This is a genomic window from uncultured Dokdonia sp., assembly GCF_947492535.1.
GTDB lineage: Bacteria > Bacteroidota > Bacteroidia > Flavobacteriales > Flavobacteriaceae > Dokdonia.
In genome coordinates, this window is record NZ_CANLNH010000015.1 from 59,319 (window position 1) to 77,654 (window position 18,336).

Sequence of the window (18,336 nt, forward strand, 5' to 3'; positions counted from 1 at the left end):
TTTGTTAGCAACTATCACGGTTAAACTTCTTTTTATATTTTATGAAAATACGAGTATCCTTATTTTTGTATTTTAAAACACAACATACAATTTGATCACGACTATGAACACCATTATTGACACTAATTTCAATTTTCCAGGACAGAAAGATTTATATAAAGGGAAAGTACGTGAAGTATATACACTTGATAATGATTTATTACTCATGGTTGCTACCGACAGATTGAGTGCTTTTGATGTCGTGATGCCTAAAGGGATTCCTTATAAAGGACAAATCTTAAATCAGATTGCAACCAAGATGATGAAGGATACAGAAGATCTAGTACCTAACTGGCTTGTGGCAACTCCAGATCCAAATGTGGCTATAGGGAAGCGTTGCGAACCTTTTAAAGTAGAAATGGTGATACGTGGATATATGTCGGGTCATGCGGCACGTGAGTATAAAGCAGGTAGACGTATGTTATGTGGTGTGCCGATGCCAGAAGGCATGAAAGAAAATGATGCCTTTCCAACGCCTATTATCACCCCAGCTACTAAGGCTGAAATGGGAGATCACGATGAGGATATTTCTCGTGAAGACATTCTTAAAAAAGGAATTGTATCTGAAGCAGATTATATCGTGCTAGAAGATTATACGCGTAAGTTGTTTCAAAGAGGTTCTGAAATCGCTGCTAGTCGCGGATTAATATTGGTAGATACAAAGTATGAGTTTGGAAAAACTGCCGATGGGGAGATTGTCCTTATAGATGAGATTCATACACCAGATTCTTCTCGCTACTTCTATGCAGAAGGGTATGAAGAACGTCAGGCGAGGGGAGAAGCTCAAAAGCAATTGTCTAAAGAGTTTGTAAGACAATGGCTCATCAGTAATGACTTTCAAGGGCTTGAAGGACAAACAGTGCCGGAAATGTCTGATGATTACATAGCAACCGTGTCAGACCGTTATATTGAATTATATGAGAATATTACTGGGGAAGCTTTCGCGAAAGCGGACGTAACCAACATAGAAGCTAGAATTGAACAAAACGTACTCAACTATCTTGGATAAGACATTCTATGCATATAAAAAATACATATATATACTCTGTACGGTAGTTACAATTTGTTGTATTTCCTGTAAGAAGGAAGTTACAACGACTCCGCCAAAACAATTAGACACTTCTTTATTAGAGGAATTTGAAGTTGAGTTTTTAAACACAACCGTTTGGTTACCTACTAGTTATGAGAAACTAACGTATGAAGCGCTTTTTGAATTAGCACGAGTAGAAGATGATGCCATGATTAATATGTTGCTACAGTCCTCAAAAGAATACAGGAATAAAGAAAAAAAACCTGTGTTTTTTAGAGATGAATTTATGCCGAGCAATTTTATAGCAATATATCCTAGTTCTTATATACGCTTAGACAAGAAAACAGCTTCTTATTATATAAGTGATTTTGCCGTTACTATGAAAAGGCAAGATCAAGAGTTAGGAATAACTTCTGAAATCATTGAAAAACGAATTAAAACGTTTAATGGACATAAAATGGTCAAACTGAAGTTAAAGCAGACTTCTGACTTTATCGAAAATCGCTATTTTACGCAATATTTTATAAGTAGTGATATACGATCATTTATGGTGATACATATAGATGTCCTTAACCGAGATTACGAATTGAATTTTAAAAATCTTTCTGTACAGAGTAATTAATGCATTTATTTTGCATCTATAAAACGAGTATCTGATATATCTTTTTCTGAATATACCTTTGTAAGCGCATCAAACATGCGTTGAATTTCGATAGGTTTCCATAAGAAACCATCAAATAGATGTGCAAATTCGTCTTTGTTTGCAGAAGTGACATCGGCAGTTAAAGCAAAGATAGGGGTTTGTTGATTTACGTTTTCTGTAGATCTGATAATACGTGTAGCATCAAAACCATTCATTTCTGGCATGTGAATATCCATAAGAATAAAATCTACTTTAAACTCTAAAGCTTGTACTATTGCTTGCTTTCCGTTCTTTACACGTTTAATAGAAATCCCCCATTTGTTAAGTAATTGCCTCATGACGAGTGCATTAATCTCGTTGTCTTCTGCTAGGATTGCTGTTTTGTTTTGCAACGATTTAAATAGGTCTTTGTCCATATGGACTGGAGCTTCAGACTTTTTAAATTCAAGTTCGAATGTAAATACAGAGCCTTCTCCTTCAGTACTATCTATTGAGATTGTACTACCATGTAGTTCGATTAATTTTTTGACAATAGAAAGCCCTAAACCAGTACCTCCATCATTACGTGTCATAATAGATTTGGGCATGTAAAAACTTTCAAATAGTTTTTCTCTCTCTAGCTCAGGAATCCCAATACCCGTATCTTTTACTTTAAAAGATAAAACATCTGTCTCTTTATTTATAGACGTGGTATCTACATTAATCTCTACAGAACCTTTTTCTGTAAACTTAATAGCATTACTTACTAAATTTCCTATAATTTGGAATAATTTCGTCTCATCTATTTCATAGCTATTTGCAACGGTATCTGCTATGGTTAAATCTAAGGTAATGCCTTTATCTTCAGCAAGACTCACATAGGTTTGTTGTATATTTTGTAATACTTCCTTGAATTTTACAGGATGTTTTTCTAAATCCATTTTATTGGATTCTAATTTAGAAAAGTCAAGGATGTCATTAATAATACGCATGAGGTTTTTTGCAGAAAAGCGTAATGAAGTTAAGAGTTTCTTGTCTTGTTCATCAGAACGTTCTCTGAGTAAAGAGATAATACTAGTAACCGCATTTAAAGGCGTTCGAATCTCATGACTCATCGCAGATAGGAAGTTCTGCTTCATAGAAGCAGTTTGTTCTGCACGTTCCTGTTGTGCCTCTATTTCAGCTTTTTGACGTTTTAATTCTGCTTCATTCTCTTTTGATTGAAGTTTAGAAATACGCTCATAATTTTCAATAATTTTAAGTGTTTGTGAGTTATGAGCAGCATCTTTTTCTTGTATGTAATGTTCTAAAAACTTAAGTGAGATTTTAGCATTTTTTTCTTCTTTATAAATAGTATACATGAAATAATAGCATTTATATTTCATGATAGACAGATCATTTTTTGTGCTAATATCAATAGCTGTCTGTAAGTATTGCTTAGCTTTTTCTCTTTGTTCTGTTTTTATAAAGAGTTTTGCCATTTTGTTATGACACATGGCTATAGCAAATTGATCACCCACTTCTTCATGAATGACTAGAGCCTCTTTGAAATCTTTGAGGGCTTCATCATATCGTTCTAAATATGTGTATACTTTAGCCCGTCCATATATAGCAAATGCATACCCGCGTCTGTCTTTTGTTTCTATTTTTATAGCGACAGAAAGTTCTATAATCTCTAATGCTTGTTTAATGTCACCTCTTTTAAGTAGAATTCCAGAAAGTGGATTATATGCATTAGATTCTAGATTTTTATCACTCACTTCTATAGCACATGTAATAGCACTTTTATAGGCTTTTATAGCGCTTTCTTGATCGCCCAATACTTCGTATATGGTACCTAGTGTTTTGTGGGTTCTAGATTCATTATGCTTATCGTCATACTTACGAAATATGGTAAGACAATCAATAAGATGAAACATCCCTAGATGATAATTGTTTGTCTTATAATAAACCCCTGCTATATTATATTTTGCTTTTGCAATTCCTAGCTCATCATTATCTTTCTTAAAATGAGTGATGGCCTCTTCAGACATTTCAATGGCTTTCTGATTGTCTGCACTCACCATATGAAATAAAGCAAGCTTACTAAGACTACTGCCTATAAGAGAAGAATTATTAATTTTTCTGCTTTTTTCTAATGCTTCTTGGGCAAGTTCAATGCTATGGTGCATATTTTCACCACGCAATGCGTAAGCTTTATCTAAAAGCGCTGTAACTTCTGAAATAGTAGGGTCTATATCTTTGTTCATTAGTTAAATAGCAATAAAGTGCTAGTATATAACTTTATCAATAGATTGAGGGATACTATATTGATAACCAGAACAAATATACTTGTTTAAATTTTTAAAATAATAATTTGTAGGATTTTTCTTTAATTTAATTACTGTTTGGCAGTAATGAAAATGAGGTTGCCTAATTATTTAGGCAACCTCACTTTGAACACGATTTAAATCTATGAGATAAAAATCAATTATTGGGGCATTGTGTCTATTAATTTCTTTCAAATATTAAAATGTCTGTTCCTCCATTTCCGCCACTTATATCTTGAAGCTCTACTTGAGTTTCTGTAACAGAAATGATTTCCCAATCGTCTTCTAATTCATCTAAAGGCATGGAAGTCCCAAAGTTTAATAGCAATTCCGTCTCGTTATTTATATGTGCCCATGTTCCGTTGGTTACATTACCAGCGTTGGTAGCAGTTGCAGTTCCATCAATATTGAATACAAATTCAAATCCATTAAAATCGGCAGTTTCATCATTGTTGTCTTCGACGTAGCTACTTACGATCCAAATACTGTTTTCAGCAGTAAGGACATCTTCTAAGAATGTGTTGTCGCCACCATCATTACCTCCATCCTCACAGGTACTTTCAAAACGTAATCTATCATTACCTATACGTAAGTCTACTGTTACTTCTCCAGTTACTTCTTCAATTTCATGTAGTATCCAGGTATCACTTATGTCTGCATCATTAGGAACATCAATGACTACTTCAATAAGGTTTGTCATATCATTTTCTACGGTATCCCAAGTTCCATTAGTAATCATACCATTGTCATCTATAGTGATCGTACCATCTGTACTGAAAGAGAATTCGATGTTAGTATAATTATCTTCAAGGTCATTATCATTACGTTCTAGCTTATCTATTCCCCAACTTGGGCATTCTGTGAGAATAGACGTTAATTGATCTGTAGTACAATCTTCACAATCGTTACCATCATCGTCGTCGTCGTCATCATTGTCATCTTCATTACACGTACTTTCAAAGCGTAATCGATCATCTCCTATACGTAAGTCTACGTTTACTTCTCCAATTTCTTCTTCGATTTCATGAAGCATCCAGATGTCACTTACGTTTGTATCTCCAGGGACATCGATAGCTACTTGAATAATATTTGTCATATCATTTGTTACTGCATTCCAAGTTCCTGTAGTGATTGTACCATTGTCATCTATAGTGATCGTACCATCTGTACTGAAAGAGAATTCGATGTTAGTATAACTATCTTCAAGATCATTATCATCGCGTTCTAGTTTGTCTATTACCCAGCTAGGGCATTCTGTAAGAATAGACGTTAATTGGTCTGTAGTACAATCTTCACAATCATCATCATCATAATCGTTATCATCATCTTCATCACAATCGTCTATGGCATTTTCGATAACATCTTCAAGTTGCAAGATGTTATTTACCGTTACCGTATTTCCATTAGCAAGAATAAGGGTTAATGGGAAATTAATACTTACAATATCAGAATCTTCTAGATTATCAATAAACTCATAATGCTCTTGATCATTATTGATGGTAACTGTTTCTATAAGTTCATTGTTTTGATCAAAGACTGCGTATGTAATGGGATATTGGAAGTCAATACATTCAATATCATCATCAGGTTCGTTTTCCCCAGAACATTCATCTATAAAGGCTTGTAGTTCTTGAGCGTTGGTAATAGTAATCTCTGTAAAATCACTCAGGATTATAGTAATAGGGAATACAAAATCTAGCTCATCGATATCATCATCAAACTCATCAAAAATAGCTTCAATAACATCTAGATCTGCTTCGGAGTCTATAATAATTTCTAAACCATCTATAATCACAGTAACGGGTAATTGAATACTTAAACAGCTTGCATTATCTAAGATATTATCATTAGACCCATCATTGGTAGTAGTGCGGGTAATTAAGTCGGCAGTAGTAGAGTTGATCGCTAGGATTTCTTGTTCAGGTGGTGTTATAATTTCTTCATCTTCTGTTCTACAAGCACTAAAAAGAAAAAACACGGCTAACATTAAAATAGGGATGTTCTTAAAAAGTTTCATAAGTATTCGTTTTATTTTGATTAGCAAATTTTTAGTAAATTAAATTGCGAACGTTCATAGGTAAAACAACTATCTCTTTAAAAGTCCTGAAAAAAAAATTAAAAAGTTTCTTTTAGCTTTGTAATCAAACTAAAGTACCCTTTTGAAAAAGCCACTACATACTTCTGTTTGTGAAGATCACATCTTTTCAAAACTATATGATACCTATGCACAACCGCTTGCAAATCATCTGTATTATAAATATGGAGAGATCCTTAATCCTAAAGATACCACACAAGAGGCATTTATAAAATTATGGGAAAATTGTAAGAATGTAACTTTTGATAAAGCAAAGTCTTATCTATATACTATTGCAAACAATATGATGCTTAATCATGTAAAACATCATAAAGTGGTTTTGAAGTTTAGAAAAATAAAACCGAAAGACTATACCAATGAGTCTCCAGAATTTTTATTACAAAAAGAAGAGTTTTTAAAAAATTATCAAACAGTATTAGGAAGATTATCCGAAGAGCAACGTGTAGCATTCTTACTCAATAAAGCAGAAGGGAAGAAACATCAAGAAATTGCAGATGAGTTAGGAGTTACCAAAAAGGTAGTAGAATACAGAATTTATAGTGCCTTTAAGCAAATTAAAGAAGAGCTTGAAGGGTTTTATTTAAAATAGTTTCAGGACTTTTAAAGAGATAGTTGTTTTAGTAGTAGACAGTGTATTATGGAAAAAGAATACGTACTTAAAAAATGGTTGAATGATGAGTTAAGCTCAGAAGAGTTAGATGCATTTCACAAATTAGAAGATGCTCCTTTCTATCAAGAAATCATTCAAGAAACTCAGCGCTTTAAAGTAGCTGATACATATACTGTTGATGATTTTGAGAAATTTAAGTCCCAAAAACAAGCTATTACCAATACACCTTCATCGGTTAAACCATTGCATTGGATAAAAATGGTAAGTAGTATTGCGGCAGTAATGCTTATTTCTTTAGGTATATACTATGTTTTTACTAGTAATACAGCAACTACTATTTCTACAGATTTTGCACAAAAAGAACTGGTAGCGTTACCAGACCAATCACAGGTAATGCTTAATGCAAAAACGTCTATTCGTTTTAAAGAAAAAACATGGGAAGAAAAAAGGGAAGTATCGTTAGATGGTGAAGCCTTTTTTAATGTTGCTAAAGGATCAAAATTTGATGTTCTTACCCATGACGGGATTGTATCTGTACTAGGGACTTCTTTTAATGTTAAGCAACGAAATCAGTTTTTTGAAGTCACTTGTTATGAGGGCTTAGTAAGTGTTGCTTATCATGATAAAACGATTCAACTTCCCGCTGGCACAAGCTTTAGATTAGATCATACTAAAGAGACTCAAAGCAAAGTTAGCATGGAGACCCCACAATGGATTTCCAATAGAAGCGTTTTCTCTAAAGTGACCATACTAGAAGTATTTAAAGAATTAGAAAGACAATTTGATATTACAATAGATAGTGATCAAATAGATACGACAATACTTTTCTCTGGAGGATTTGAACATACAGATCTCACAGATGCATTGACAGCAATTACAGCCCCTCTTCGTTTAGAATTTAAGATAGAAAACAATAAGATGGTTGTTATTTATGATACAACACATTAAGAGATATATTTATATACTTATTTTTTTCTGCCCCTTCTATGAGGGAATTACTCAAGAAGATGTGCAGCAAATCCCTATTCTTCAAATACTCACAACGCTAGAACGCACGTATGATATTCAGTTTAATTATGCAGTACAAGAACTAGAGGAAATTATGCTTTTACCGCTTTCGCGAAAGCGTACTCTTGAAGAAACCCTTCGGTATATACAAGAGCAAACAGGACTTACATTGACAAAGGTAGGAGACCGTATTTATTACATTACGGAAGAGAAGAACGAAACGCGTATTTGTGGATACTTGCTAGATGTCGAATCACATGAACCTATAGAAGGAGCTGTATTAAAAACAACAAAAAACACTCTTGTCACAGATAATGAAGGGTATTTTGAGTTTGTAGAAACTGCGCCAAATACTTTTGTAGAGATTAGGCATTTAGGATATAAAACAATCACAAGAAACGCTGCGTTTTTTGCTGAAAATAAGTGTGCAATCCTTTATGTATATCCAGAAGAAACCTTACTCTCAAAAGTGATTTTAACAAGTTATATCGTTAAAGGAATTACTAAAAATAGCAGTGGTAGTACACAAATAGATTTTTCAAAATTTAGTATCCTTCCAGGATTAATAGAAACCGATGTATTACAATCTGTACAAGCGTTGCCAGGTATTATAAGCTTAGACGAAACGATCTCTAATATAAATATACGAGGCGGAAGTAATGATCAAAACCTATTACTTTGGGATGATGTAAAAATGTATCAATCTGGCCACTTCTTTGGACTGATATCAGGGTTTAATCCCCAAATCACTAATACAGTTTCTATCCAAAAAAATGGAACAAGTGCAGCATATACAGATGGTGTATCTGGTACTATTGCTATGCATACAGATACAGAAATAACAGAGCGTTTTAAAGCCTCTGTAGGTGTTAACCTTTTAAGTGCAGATGCTTTTGTAGATATTCCTTTTTCTGAAAAATCATCCGTACAAATAGGTGTGCGAAAATCCCTTAATGATTTTGTAACGACACCAACGTATGTTTCTTTTTTTGACAGAATTACACAGGATACAGAGGTTCAGGATAATGATATTGCTATTTTGAATACCAATCAGAATTTTGATTTTTATGATACCTCTGTACGATGGTTATATAAAATATCAGATAAAGATAGATTACGACTTAATTTTATTACGATCCAGAACGAATTGAGTTTTAATGAAACTGCAAATGTAGATACCGTATTAGAAACACGACAAAGCAGCCTTACTCAGAATAGTATTGCAGGAGGTATTTTTTATGAGCGTATTTGGAATGATACTTTTACAACTAGTCTTCAAATCTATGAAACAGATTATACCTTACGAGGATTTAATGCAAATCTTTTTGCATCGCAACGTTTTCTACAAGAGAATGTCGTTTCAGAAACAGGGATACGACTTCAAGCGCATTATGCATGGTCTCCAACATTTAATTTGAGAAGTGGATATCATGTTGTTGAAACAGAAATTACAAACCTCAATGATATTGATGAACCCTTGTTTAGGGAATTACGCTCTGATGTAGTACGTACACATGGTGTCTTTTCACAATTAGAGTATAGTGCAAAAGATGGAAATACGCAGATGCATATAGGAGGGCGTTTTAATTATATTGATAAATTTAGAAAAGTATTAATAGAACCACGTCTTAGTGTGAATCATCAATTTTGGGACTATTTTTCTGCAGAACTATTAGGAGAATTTAAACATCAAAACGCTTCTCAATTTATTAATTTTCAAAACGATTTTTTAGGAATAGAGCGTAGAAGATGGCAACTCGCAAATGATGAAGATATACCTGTCATAGAAAGTAAACAAGGCTCTTTGGGAATTTCCTATAATCGTTCAGGCTTATTAATAGATATAGATGCTTACTATAAGAATGTAGGTGGAATTACAACACAGAGTCAAGAGTTTCAAACTAAATATGAGTTTACACGAACTACGGGTAGTTATGATGCTATAGGAGTAGATATATTATTACGCAAACGGTACGGTAAATTCAATTCTTGGTTGAGTTATTCTTTTATAGATAATACGTACACTTTTAATGAACTACCTGAGGTACAGTTTCCAAGTAATTTTGATATTACACACGCACTTACTTTTGGAACCTCTTATAATTATAAGAATCTAAAGGTCGCTTTAGGCCTTAATTGGCGTACTGGTAGACCTACTACATTACCGGTAGAAGGAATAGAAGTTATTAATGATGAGGTAAATTATGAAGATGTAAATACAAATAATCTTGATGATTATATAAGAGCAGACTTCTCAGCAATATATCAACTAAAAACGAATAAAAGGTGGCGTGCCGATATTGGATTTTCCATATGGAATTTGACCAATAATTCTAATACAATAGAACAGTTTTTTAGAGTAGATAATACAGCTACGATTCAAGAATTTAAAAATGATGCTTTAGAAACAACATTTAATACAGTTCTTAGAGTGTATTATTAATGTGTATGTCAAGTATCCTTATTAAGATCAGTTTCAATGATATTCTTATGAAATAATGTGCGATGAGGAAAAGGAATTTCTATACCTTCTTTATCAAAACGTAATTTTATACTTTCTAATAAATCACAACCTAAAGAAAAGGCATCTGCGCTATTCTGAGCCCAAGACCACCCTCTTAAATTTACAGAAGAATCAGCTAGTGTTATTACTCTTACTGGAACTTGCTCTTCTTGTAATTCTATTTGTTCAGGCGTTCGAGGATCTATATTTAATGGGTGTTTTAATATTTCATCTTTTATGATCGCTTTTGCTAATTTAATATCAGAATCATAAGAAATACCAATATCTATCCATTTACATATTTTATCATCTCCAAAATCAGCATTAATAATAACCTCATTACCCATATTTGAATTTGGAATAATAATTCTTCTATTTTCAAAATTACGTATCACAGTATGTCTTAGCGTTATATCTTCTACAATTCCAGAATTAGTTCCTATTTGTAATCGGTCATTAATACGGAAGGGTTTAAAAATAATAATAAAAATACCGCTTATAATATTACCTAAAGCTTGCTGAGAAGCAAAACCTACAGCGACAGCTAGTACTCCTGCTCCAGCTAATAGCGATTGCGCTAAAACGCGAAGTTGCGCAACACTGTATATAGCAATTGAACAACCTACAATATAAATAAGAACGACAATGGCTCTTCTTAAAAATTTATAATTAGTTGGATCATTATTCAAGTCTTCAGATATTCTCTTAATTTGAAATTTAAAAGATCTATCAATAATAAATGCAAATCCTATTGTGATAAGTAAAATTGAGATAGGTATGATAATATCATATATGGTGAGCATAAGAATATCTTTTATCTATAATAGTTCGTTTTAAAATGTGTAGGTAAGATAGTGTTTACATTATTTTCAGTCCACACATATTTATAAAATAAGGGAGACTTCATAAAAATATAAAACTATTTCTTGTCAGGTACTATAATAATGTGATATTAGAACATTAAGCGATATTTTCCTTTACCTTTTAAAAAGCCCTTACGTATCCTACACCTAGTTCAGTAAAATCAGCTTGTCCTAAGTTGGCATTAATAAATGCACCGGCATAAATATTATGTTTTGGAGCCTTATCAGTCCCAATGAGATAATACTTTACGCCTACACGAGTGGCAATCGCATTTTTAGCTTTGAATTTAGAATCAAACTCTCCAAAGACCCAAAAATCAGGAATTTCTCTTGGAGCAAAATCCCATCCTTCATTAATACGCCAATCAATTTTATAAGCAGGTTTATGAAAATTCACACCCAATTGTAGTTCGACGCCTACATGATTTAAAAGAAGCTCTCCTTTTATAAAAAGACCATAATTAGAAGCATTATTCCATGGATTATCTCTAAAAGAAGCAAACTCTTCTCCATCTCTCACTAGAAATTCATTTCCTCGTATATAATCATAATAATGCTCGTATACTCTATAGAAAGCACCTATACCTAGTTTTAAGGTTTTATTATAGATCTTACCATACTCAGCAGAGATGGTATACACTTCTTTTTTATCATTAAAAATAGAAACATCACTAAATACATTTTGACCAATTCCCGTGCGTATGGCTATATAGTTTTGTATGTTTCTTTCAGGAACTTCATGTTCTATAAGATTATTTTTATACGTTCTATATTTCGCACTTTTCAACTCAGCAGAAACACTGAGTAAAAAAGAATTATATCCTTGGTTAGGTAAACGTGTATGCCCATTAGAATGATGAAAAAGACCTGCGCCTATTCTATAATTTACTTTTTCTCTTTGAAGAAAATTATAATGCATAAAAGCTTTAAACGACCACGTAAGATCCGTACTCACAGCTCTATTAAAAAAGTTAGTATCAAAATCAAATTCATTAGTAAAATAAGATATACCGACACCTATTTGAGTGGTAAGACGTTCTTTTTTAAATACATTAAATTCTAAAAATGGGAGCAAACTATAAGCACTACCAAGACTTTCTGAATTTCCAAAGTTGGTATAGCCGAGGCTTATTCCTGTACGTACTCTTTTAAGTCGTTGTGCCCACTCTTGTGTATTGTTTTCATGATGCCACAGTATGTTGAAAACAGCTTGTGTTTGCAAGCCACGTTCTGGAAATGTCTTGTTAGAAGCTACTGAAGTGCCAAAAATAAACTCAGGTACGATCGTAATATTAGAAGCATTTTCTTGTGCTTTTAATGCATGTAAATTGCTGAATAATAGTATGATTGACAGCAGTAGTATGTTTTTTTTAGGAAGTAAAATACAAGTAGGATTTTTCATGTAGTTTTCAAAATTTACAAAGTTGGAAGATAGTTTAATTAATTAATCTATCGAAAAAAGAGCTATAAGTTGTAGATTTAAGCAAATTATGGAGCATCATTTATGGAAAAATTAGATTCGTTAATTGAAGATTTTTCAGGAGCAGTATGGGGCATTCCTTTACTGGTTTTATTAATAGGTGGAGGTCTTTTTCTACTTATTTATTCTCGTTTTTTACCTTTTCGATATTTAGGACATGCTATCCAAGTATTACGTGGGAAGTATGATGACCCTGATGATCCAGGAGAGATTAGTCATTTTCAAGCATTAACGACAGCATTATCTGCTACAGTAGGAATGGGGAATATAGCAGGAGTAGCTGTTGCTATTGCTGTAGGAGGACCAGGCGCAGTATTCTGGATGTGGGTGAGTGCAGTGGTAGGAATGGGAACAAAGTTTTTTACAGGTACCCTAGCAGTGATGTATCGAGGTACCGATAGTGAAGGTGTTGCTCAAGGAGGGCCTATGTATTTTATTACAGAAGGTATGGGGAAAGTATGGAAACCACTCGCTGTTTTCTTTAGTGTTGCGGCTTTGATAGGAGCGTTACCTGTTTTTAATGTCAATCAACTTACGCAAGCAATTAATGACATCTTATTAAAACCACAAGGCGTAGAGGTAGGTCTACAAAGTAATATAATCATAGGGTTGATATTGGTTACCATCACCTCCATAGTTATTTTGGGAGGATTAAACCGTATTAGTAAGACAGCTTCTCGATTAGTACCATCTATGGTGGTCTTGTATTTTATTGCTGTCATGTACATTCTTATTGTAAACATAGAAGTCGTCCCTGACTATTTTAAATTGATTCTTACAGATGCTTTTTCTGCAACCTTGTATAAAGGAGAACCTTTATACGGAGGTATTTTAGGAGCACTTATTGTATTAGGAATTAAACGCGGTGCTTTCTCTAACGAAGCGGGTATCGGAACGGCACCTATGGCACATGGAGCTGCAAAAACAGACCAGCCTATACGCGAAGGACTTGTTGCTATGTTAGGTCCTGCTATTGATACATTGATTGTATGTACGTTGACAGCGCTGGCTATTTTGGTGACAGGTGTTTGGGAAAATACAGGCGCAAATGGAGTGAGCCTTACGGCAACCGCTTTCGCGAAAGCAATACCAAGTGTAGGAAAATATATATTATTAGTCTGTATCGCAGTATTTAGTATCTCATCACTATTCTCCTATTCGTATTATGGATCTAAGAGTTTGAGTTTTCTGGTAGGAGCAAAGAATAAGAAGTATTATAATATCTTTTATATAGGTAGTATTATGCTAGGAGCTACAACGTCTTTGAGTATGATGATTAACTTAATAGATGGCGTATTTGCATTAATGGCTATCCCAACAATGTTTGCAACCTTGTATATGTCACCTAGAGTCATGAAGGAAGCAAAAAAATACTTCAGTAGTTTCAAAAAATCTAAAGACTAATTGTTTACCCCTTCATTTGGATATACTATCTTTGCACCTCATTAAAAAAATGAAGGAATGCAAGACGGTATTTACGCAAAATTTAGTACGCCAAAAGGCGAAATATTAGTACAATTAGAGCATGAAAAAACTCCTGGTACAGTAGGGAACTTTGTTGCTCTTGTAGAAGGAAACATGGAAAATGGTGCTAAGCCACAGGGAACTCCATATTATGATGGATTAAAATTTCATAGAGTCATTCCTGATTTTATGGTACAAGGGGGATGTCCTCAAGGAACAGGTACAGGAAGTCCTGGATACCAGTTTGATGATGAGATCCATCCAGATCTTATTCACGACGCACCAGGTAAATTAAGTATGGCAAATGCGGGACCTGGAACTAATGGAAGTCAGTTTTTTATTACGCATGTACCTACACCATGGTTAGATGGGAAGCACACTGTTTTTGGATCTGTGATTGAAGGGCAAGATGTTGTAGATGCTATTGGACAAGGAGACCTTATGGAAAAGGTTACTATTGTACGCCAAGGCGCTGATGCTGAAGCATGGAATGCTATCGAAGCGTTTAGAACGTTTGAAGGCGCAAGAGAAAAAAGAATTGCTGAAGCAAAAGCAGCACAAGAAGCACAATTAGATGAAATTGCTGCTGGATTTGATAAAACAGAAAGCGGTCTTAGATACCAAATTATCCAAAAAGGTGATGGAGCAAAACCAGCAGCTGGACAAACCGTTTCTGTACACTATAAAGGACAACTTCCTGACGGAACTGTTTTTGATAGTTCATACAAGCGTAACGCTCCTATTGATTTTCCAATTGGTCAAGGACAGGTAATTGCAGGATGGGACGAAGGAATCATGTTATTAGGCGTAGGTGATAAAGCTCGTTTAGTTATACCTTCACATCTTGGATACGGAAGCCGTGGTGCTGGTGGTGTGATTCCACCTGATGCTACATTGGTTTTTGATGTAGAATTAGTTGCTGTAAAGTAAGTTATATACGCTTTCGCGAAATGTCATGCTGAGTGTGTCGAAGTAGCGTATAATGAAAATAAAGAATACCTATTCACGAGTTGTATAAACTGTGAATAACTACTCATAAGAAAGTGCCTATTTCGATAGGCACTTTTTCTATTTTTATACCATGGAAGCACTTAAATACCCAATAGGCACATTTACGCCACCAGCGACTATTTCTGATGAGAAATTAAAGGAATGGATCACTATTTTAGAAGTATTACCAGCGCAATTACGTGATATGGTAAGCGAGATGAAAGATGAGCAACTTGACACACCGTATCGTCCAGAAGGATGGACTGTGCGACAGGTAGTACATCACGTGGCTGATAGCCATCATCATAGTTATATCCGTTTTAAATGGGCACTTACAGAAGATAACCCAATCATAAAACCTTATTTAGAAAAAGAATGGACCAATCTTCCAGATCTAAAAGGAATGCCAGTAGAATGGTCATTAAAGCATTTAGAAGCGGTACATTATAAACTAGTACGCTTGTTGCGTAGTTTAAATGATGAGCAGTTGGAGCGTACGTTTATTCATCCAGATGGTAATAAAACAATTTCGTTACGTCAAAATGTAGGACAATATGCATGGCATGGGATGCATCACTATATGCATATAGCAAACCTTGTGAAGAGAGAAGGCTGGTCGTAACCAGTATTGATATTGTATAAGAACAGCCTATTATCTAAGTAAGAAAATAGGCTGTTTTTATGTGCTTCATTATTTAAAAGCAATGAAAATTTCTAACTAAACAAATTATGCTTTTGATTGCGATGTTTCTTCGGTATCCTTGGTTTCTTTAACTTCTATAGTTTCTTTAGCTAGTAGTTTATCTGAAATCCTATAGGTAGCCGCATACTGTAAATTTGCTTGCTGTTTTTTAAATTCAAAAAAGGCTCTTTTATACCATTTAGGGTCGGTTGCCTTCTTTCTATAGGCTTCATTGGTTTTTACATCATAGAATTTGCCTTCAAACCAAGGTTCAATGCCATAGATGCCAATACCAAAATGTTCAATTCGCTCAAGGATAACCGCAAAGTCTGCTTCTGAAAAATAGGGTATAGTATCAGCATCTGATTCTTGATGTATTTTTTGAAGATCAGTGAAAATATGCTTTTCTAAAAACTCATTTTTATCCATAGTGTAGCTAGTGATTTTTGTGCGTATACTCTTTGGTAAAGGTACAGGTATTCGTATAGCTTATTTCATGATCTGTAGAAAAAAGAAAAATCTTTATTAAATAGATGTTATAACTATAGACGAATTTAAAACGCATCTACGACACAGTGTCTTTTAACTCCACTTTTCTACCATCTAAGTCTTGTACTATGGCTGTACGTCCCCAAGGAGTTTCTTTTACTTCAGATTGTATGATCCAATTACTGTTTTTTAGCTTTTCTAACGTTTGTGATAGATTATGAATATCAAACCCTAATCGTAGCGATGCATCTGCTGTTGTCATTGATTTTGGAAGCGGGTATATTTCAAAAACAAATCCTTTAGTTTCACAGGCATAATGATACGGACCTTTGTCATGTTTATGATACTCAAATGTCATTCCTAGGTACTCATATTGAGATTTTAAAGCTTCAGGATTTTGGGTTCTTATGACAAGAAGGCTTAGTTTCATATGAGATCAATAATTGCTACTTTTTATTTATGATACCTATCTGTATTTATAAATGAAGTCATCACTTTAGAGATATTTTTAGGAATATCTTCTGCCCATTCATCACTCGTGATTTGAGCAATTACTTCAGCTTCAGGGTTGGTTTTTATGAATGTTGGAATCACATTGATACCATAATTTTCATGGACTGCTTGTTTTTCTACATCTTCATCAACATCAATTTTGATGAAGACGGCATTTGCTAGCGCCTCTTTTACAAGATCACTTTTAAAACTTTTCTTAAAACGTTTACAGGGTCCGCACCAATCTGCATAGAAATAAATAATAGCTACTTTGTCTTGTTTTTCTATACTAGAGATCAATTCTTTGAGAGGTAAGTCTTGCTCATAATAATTGATAGTAGTTACTTTTGGAGCTTTTACAGTATTATGTTTCGTAAAAGAAAAGAGTGTTATTGCACTTAGTATAAGGGTGAGAAGAACTATTGTTTTTTTCATATACTTTGATTTCTATTTTTTGTTTTTGGAAATGGTTATACTATCAATACTGTTTTTTCTACTTTATATATTTAAAAGTATGTTCCATAGAATGTATTAAGAATGCGTTAATTTAGTAATAATCGCCGTATGCTCTGGAAACAATTGGATTAATTCTTTTCTGCTAGGCATTACAAAATCTTTAAAATCAAACCCTGGAGCCACGGTGCATCCTACAAAAGCATAGGTATCATCACCTACCACTTCGGCTGCAAACCAATCACCACCTTGTACTACCAGTTGAGGTACTTGCCCTAATATGATATCACGTCCAATAATATGATATGTATAGTTCCCTTCTTTAGAAATCACATGTAATCGTATCGGTGCGCCATCATAAAAATGCCAAATCTCATCCTGATTGATTTTATGAAAGACAGAAAAACTATCTGAGGTTAATAAAAAGTAGATACTTGTAGCATAATTTCGATTACCATCATAGGCTTCGGGAAGAGCCATTGCAGGAATGCTTCCTTCACTTCTATAGACTTCTTTATAATAACCACCTTCTGGATGGGGTAAGAGATCTAAGGCTTCTATAAGGTTTTCTTTGGTGTTCATACTAATTATTATATATGACAAATATAATTTTCTTATAGATTAAATGAACTATCTTCTAATTGTTTATGTGTTAATTCATATCGATTCACTTTCTGATAAAAATTAATCCATCCCGGTATTGTTTCATAGGTTTTAACGAGTTCAAACCCTAGTTTTTTTAATGTTTTATTTGGAGCTATATTTTCTGCATAAGGTTCACAAATCAGCTTTTTTAATTGTAGATTTTTAAAAAAATAAGGTATAGTTAATTTTAGGAATTTGACTCCTAATCCTTTTTTTCGTTCTATGGGCTTCCATAGGTGTAAGTGCATGGTAGCATCTTTTCCATATCTAATATGATTTACATTAGAATGCCCTATGGGTTGGTTATCCAGTAACCAAATCATATAGTAGAACTCCTTTTCGGGACATGATTTTTTATACTCTAAAGTGATTTTTTGAATCCACTCATCTCGTTTAGGGAGTTTACTTTTATCGGCTCCCATTCCTTTTAGAAAGGTATCATTTGCATCGATAAAATAGTCAACCACCTTTTCGATATCATCTAGGTGCATTTCTCGTACACTTAATGTCATTTTTTAATTTTTAAACTATCAATATACGCTTTCGCGAAAGCGTAAAAAAG

At 33.8% G+C, this 18,336-nt stretch carries 17 protein-coding genes; 8 read left to right on the forward strand and 9 right to left on the reverse strand.

The genetic code is table 11. From position 1 onward, the window contains the following. Positions 1-103 precede the first annotated feature (103 nt). On the forward strand, positions 104-1,048 hold the full coding sequence (locus Q1A60_RS17445) for a phosphoribosylaminoimidazolesuccinocarboxamide synthase (RefSeq protein WP_299767474.1): 945 nt from the start codon (positions 104-106) through the stop codon (positions 1,046-1,048). Further along, positions 1,041-1,691: a hypothetical protein gene (locus Q1A60_RS17450; protein WP_299767473.1), complete on the forward strand. Its 651-nt coding sequence runs from the start codon at positions 1,041-1,043 to the stop codon at positions 1,689-1,691. The genes Q1A60_RS17445 and Q1A60_RS17450 overlap by 8 nt, the downstream gene beginning before the upstream one ends. 5 nt (positions 1,692-1,696) lie before the next feature. On the opposite strand, the gene Q1A60_RS17455 is transcribed toward Q1A60_RS17450, so the two are convergent. Together Q1A60_RS17455 and Q1A60_RS17460 are read right to left on the reverse strand one after the other, a co-directional pair. Further along, positions 1,697-3,940, reverse strand: a complete 2,244-nt coding sequence (locus tag Q1A60_RS17455) for an ATP-binding protein (protein WP_299767472.1) — start codon at positions 3,938-3,940, stop codon at positions 1,697-1,699. A 241-nt stretch (positions 3,941-4,181) separates the two neighbouring features. Continuing rightward, the gene (locus Q1A60_RS17460) at positions 4,182-6,017 is read right to left on the reverse strand and encodes a hypothetical protein (protein ID WP_299767471.1); all 1,836 of its coding nucleotides are present in this window, start codon (positions 6,015-6,017) and stop codon (positions 4,182-4,184) included. A gap of 142 nt (positions 6,018-6,159) precedes the next feature. Here Q1A60_RS17460 and Q1A60_RS17465 point away from each other — a divergent pair, with 142 nt between their 5' ends. The 3 genes from Q1A60_RS17465 to Q1A60_RS17475 are packed head-to-tail and all read left to right on the forward strand — an operon-like array spanning position 6,160 to position 10,156. Next, a complete protein-coding gene (locus tag Q1A60_RS17465) occupies positions 6,160-6,684 on the forward strand; it encodes a sigma-70 family RNA polymerase sigma factor (protein ID WP_299767470.1) in 525 nt (174 codons plus the stop codon). Positions 6,685-6,732: 48 nt separating this feature from the next. Next, positions 6,733-7,653, forward strand: coding sequence for a FecR family protein (locus Q1A60_RS17470; protein ID WP_299767469.1), 921 nt, complete (start codon positions 6,733-6,735; stop codon positions 7,651-7,653). Next, complete coding sequence (locus Q1A60_RS17475; protein WP_299767468.1) at positions 7,637-10,156, forward strand: TonB-dependent receptor plug domain-containing protein; 2,520 nt, start codon at positions 7,637-7,639, stop codon at positions 10,154-10,156. The genes Q1A60_RS17470 and Q1A60_RS17475 overlap by 17 nt, the downstream gene beginning before the upstream one ends. A gap of 8 nt (positions 10,157-10,164) precedes the next feature. Here the strand turns inward: Q1A60_RS17475 and Q1A60_RS17480 are convergent, their stop codons facing one another. Both Q1A60_RS17480 and Q1A60_RS17485 read right to left on the reverse strand, forming a co-directional pair. Then, a complete protein-coding gene (locus Q1A60_RS17480) occupies positions 10,165-11,019 on the reverse strand; it encodes a mechanosensitive ion channel family protein (protein WP_299767467.1) in 855 nt (284 codons plus the stop codon). Positions 11,020-11,200: 181 nt separating this feature from the next. Then, positions 11,201-12,481, reverse strand: coding sequence for an acyloxyacyl hydrolase (locus tag Q1A60_RS17485; RefSeq protein WP_299767466.1), 1,281 nt, complete (start codon positions 12,479-12,481; stop codon positions 11,201-11,203). Between the two features lie 102 nt (positions 12,482-12,583). On the opposite strand from Q1A60_RS17485, the gene Q1A60_RS17490 reads away from it, so the two are divergent. From Q1A60_RS17490 to Q1A60_RS17500, 3 genes are all read left to right on the forward strand, one after another. Further along, complete coding sequence (locus Q1A60_RS17490) at positions 12,584-13,963, forward strand: alanine/glycine:cation symporter family protein (RefSeq protein ID WP_299767465.1); 1,380 nt, start codon at positions 12,584-12,586, stop codon at positions 13,961-13,963. 57 nt (positions 13,964-14,020) lie between these two features. Beyond that, on the forward strand, positions 14,021-14,953 hold the full coding sequence (locus Q1A60_RS17495; protein WP_299767464.1) for a peptidylprolyl isomerase: 933 nt from the start codon (positions 14,021-14,023) through the stop codon (positions 14,951-14,953). A gap of 151 nt (positions 14,954-15,104) precedes the next feature. Next, complete coding sequence (locus Q1A60_RS17500; RefSeq protein WP_299767463.1) at positions 15,105-15,635, forward strand: YfiT family bacillithiol transferase; 531 nt, start codon at positions 15,105-15,107, stop codon at positions 15,633-15,635. 105 nt (positions 15,636-15,740) lie between these two features. Here the strand turns inward: Q1A60_RS17500 and Q1A60_RS17505 are convergent, their stop codons facing one another. From Q1A60_RS17505 to Q1A60_RS17525, 5 genes are all read right to left on the reverse strand, one after another. Continuing rightward, positions 15,741-16,124 carry a hypothetical protein gene (locus Q1A60_RS17505; protein WP_299767462.1) on the reverse strand — a complete coding sequence of 128 codons (384 nt, stop codon included), beginning with the start codon at positions 16,122-16,124 and terminating at the stop codon, positions 15,741-15,743. A gap of 136 nt (positions 16,125-16,260) precedes the next feature. Beyond that, a complete protein-coding gene (locus Q1A60_RS17510) occupies positions 16,261-16,614 on the reverse strand; it encodes a hypothetical protein (RefSeq protein ID WP_299767461.1) in 354 nt (117 codons plus the stop codon). A 23-nt stretch (positions 16,615-16,637) separates the two neighbouring features. Next, entirely contained in the window at positions 16,638-17,111 is a 474-nt protein-coding gene (locus Q1A60_RS17515) for a thioredoxin family protein (RefSeq protein WP_299767460.1), read from the reverse strand. Positions 17,112-17,207: 96 nt separating this feature from the next. Beyond that, positions 17,208-17,711 (reverse strand): cupin domain-containing protein, encoded by a 504-nt coding sequence (locus tag Q1A60_RS17520; protein ID WP_299767459.1) that lies wholly within the window; start codon positions 17,709-17,711, stop codon positions 17,208-17,210. A gap of 32 nt (positions 17,712-17,743) precedes the next feature. Continuing rightward, positions 17,744-18,286 (reverse strand): GNAT family protein, encoded by a 543-nt coding sequence (locus tag Q1A60_RS17525; protein ID WP_299767458.1) that lies wholly within the window; start codon positions 18,284-18,286, stop codon positions 17,744-17,746. Between the last annotated feature and the right edge of the window lie 50 nt (positions 18,287-18,336).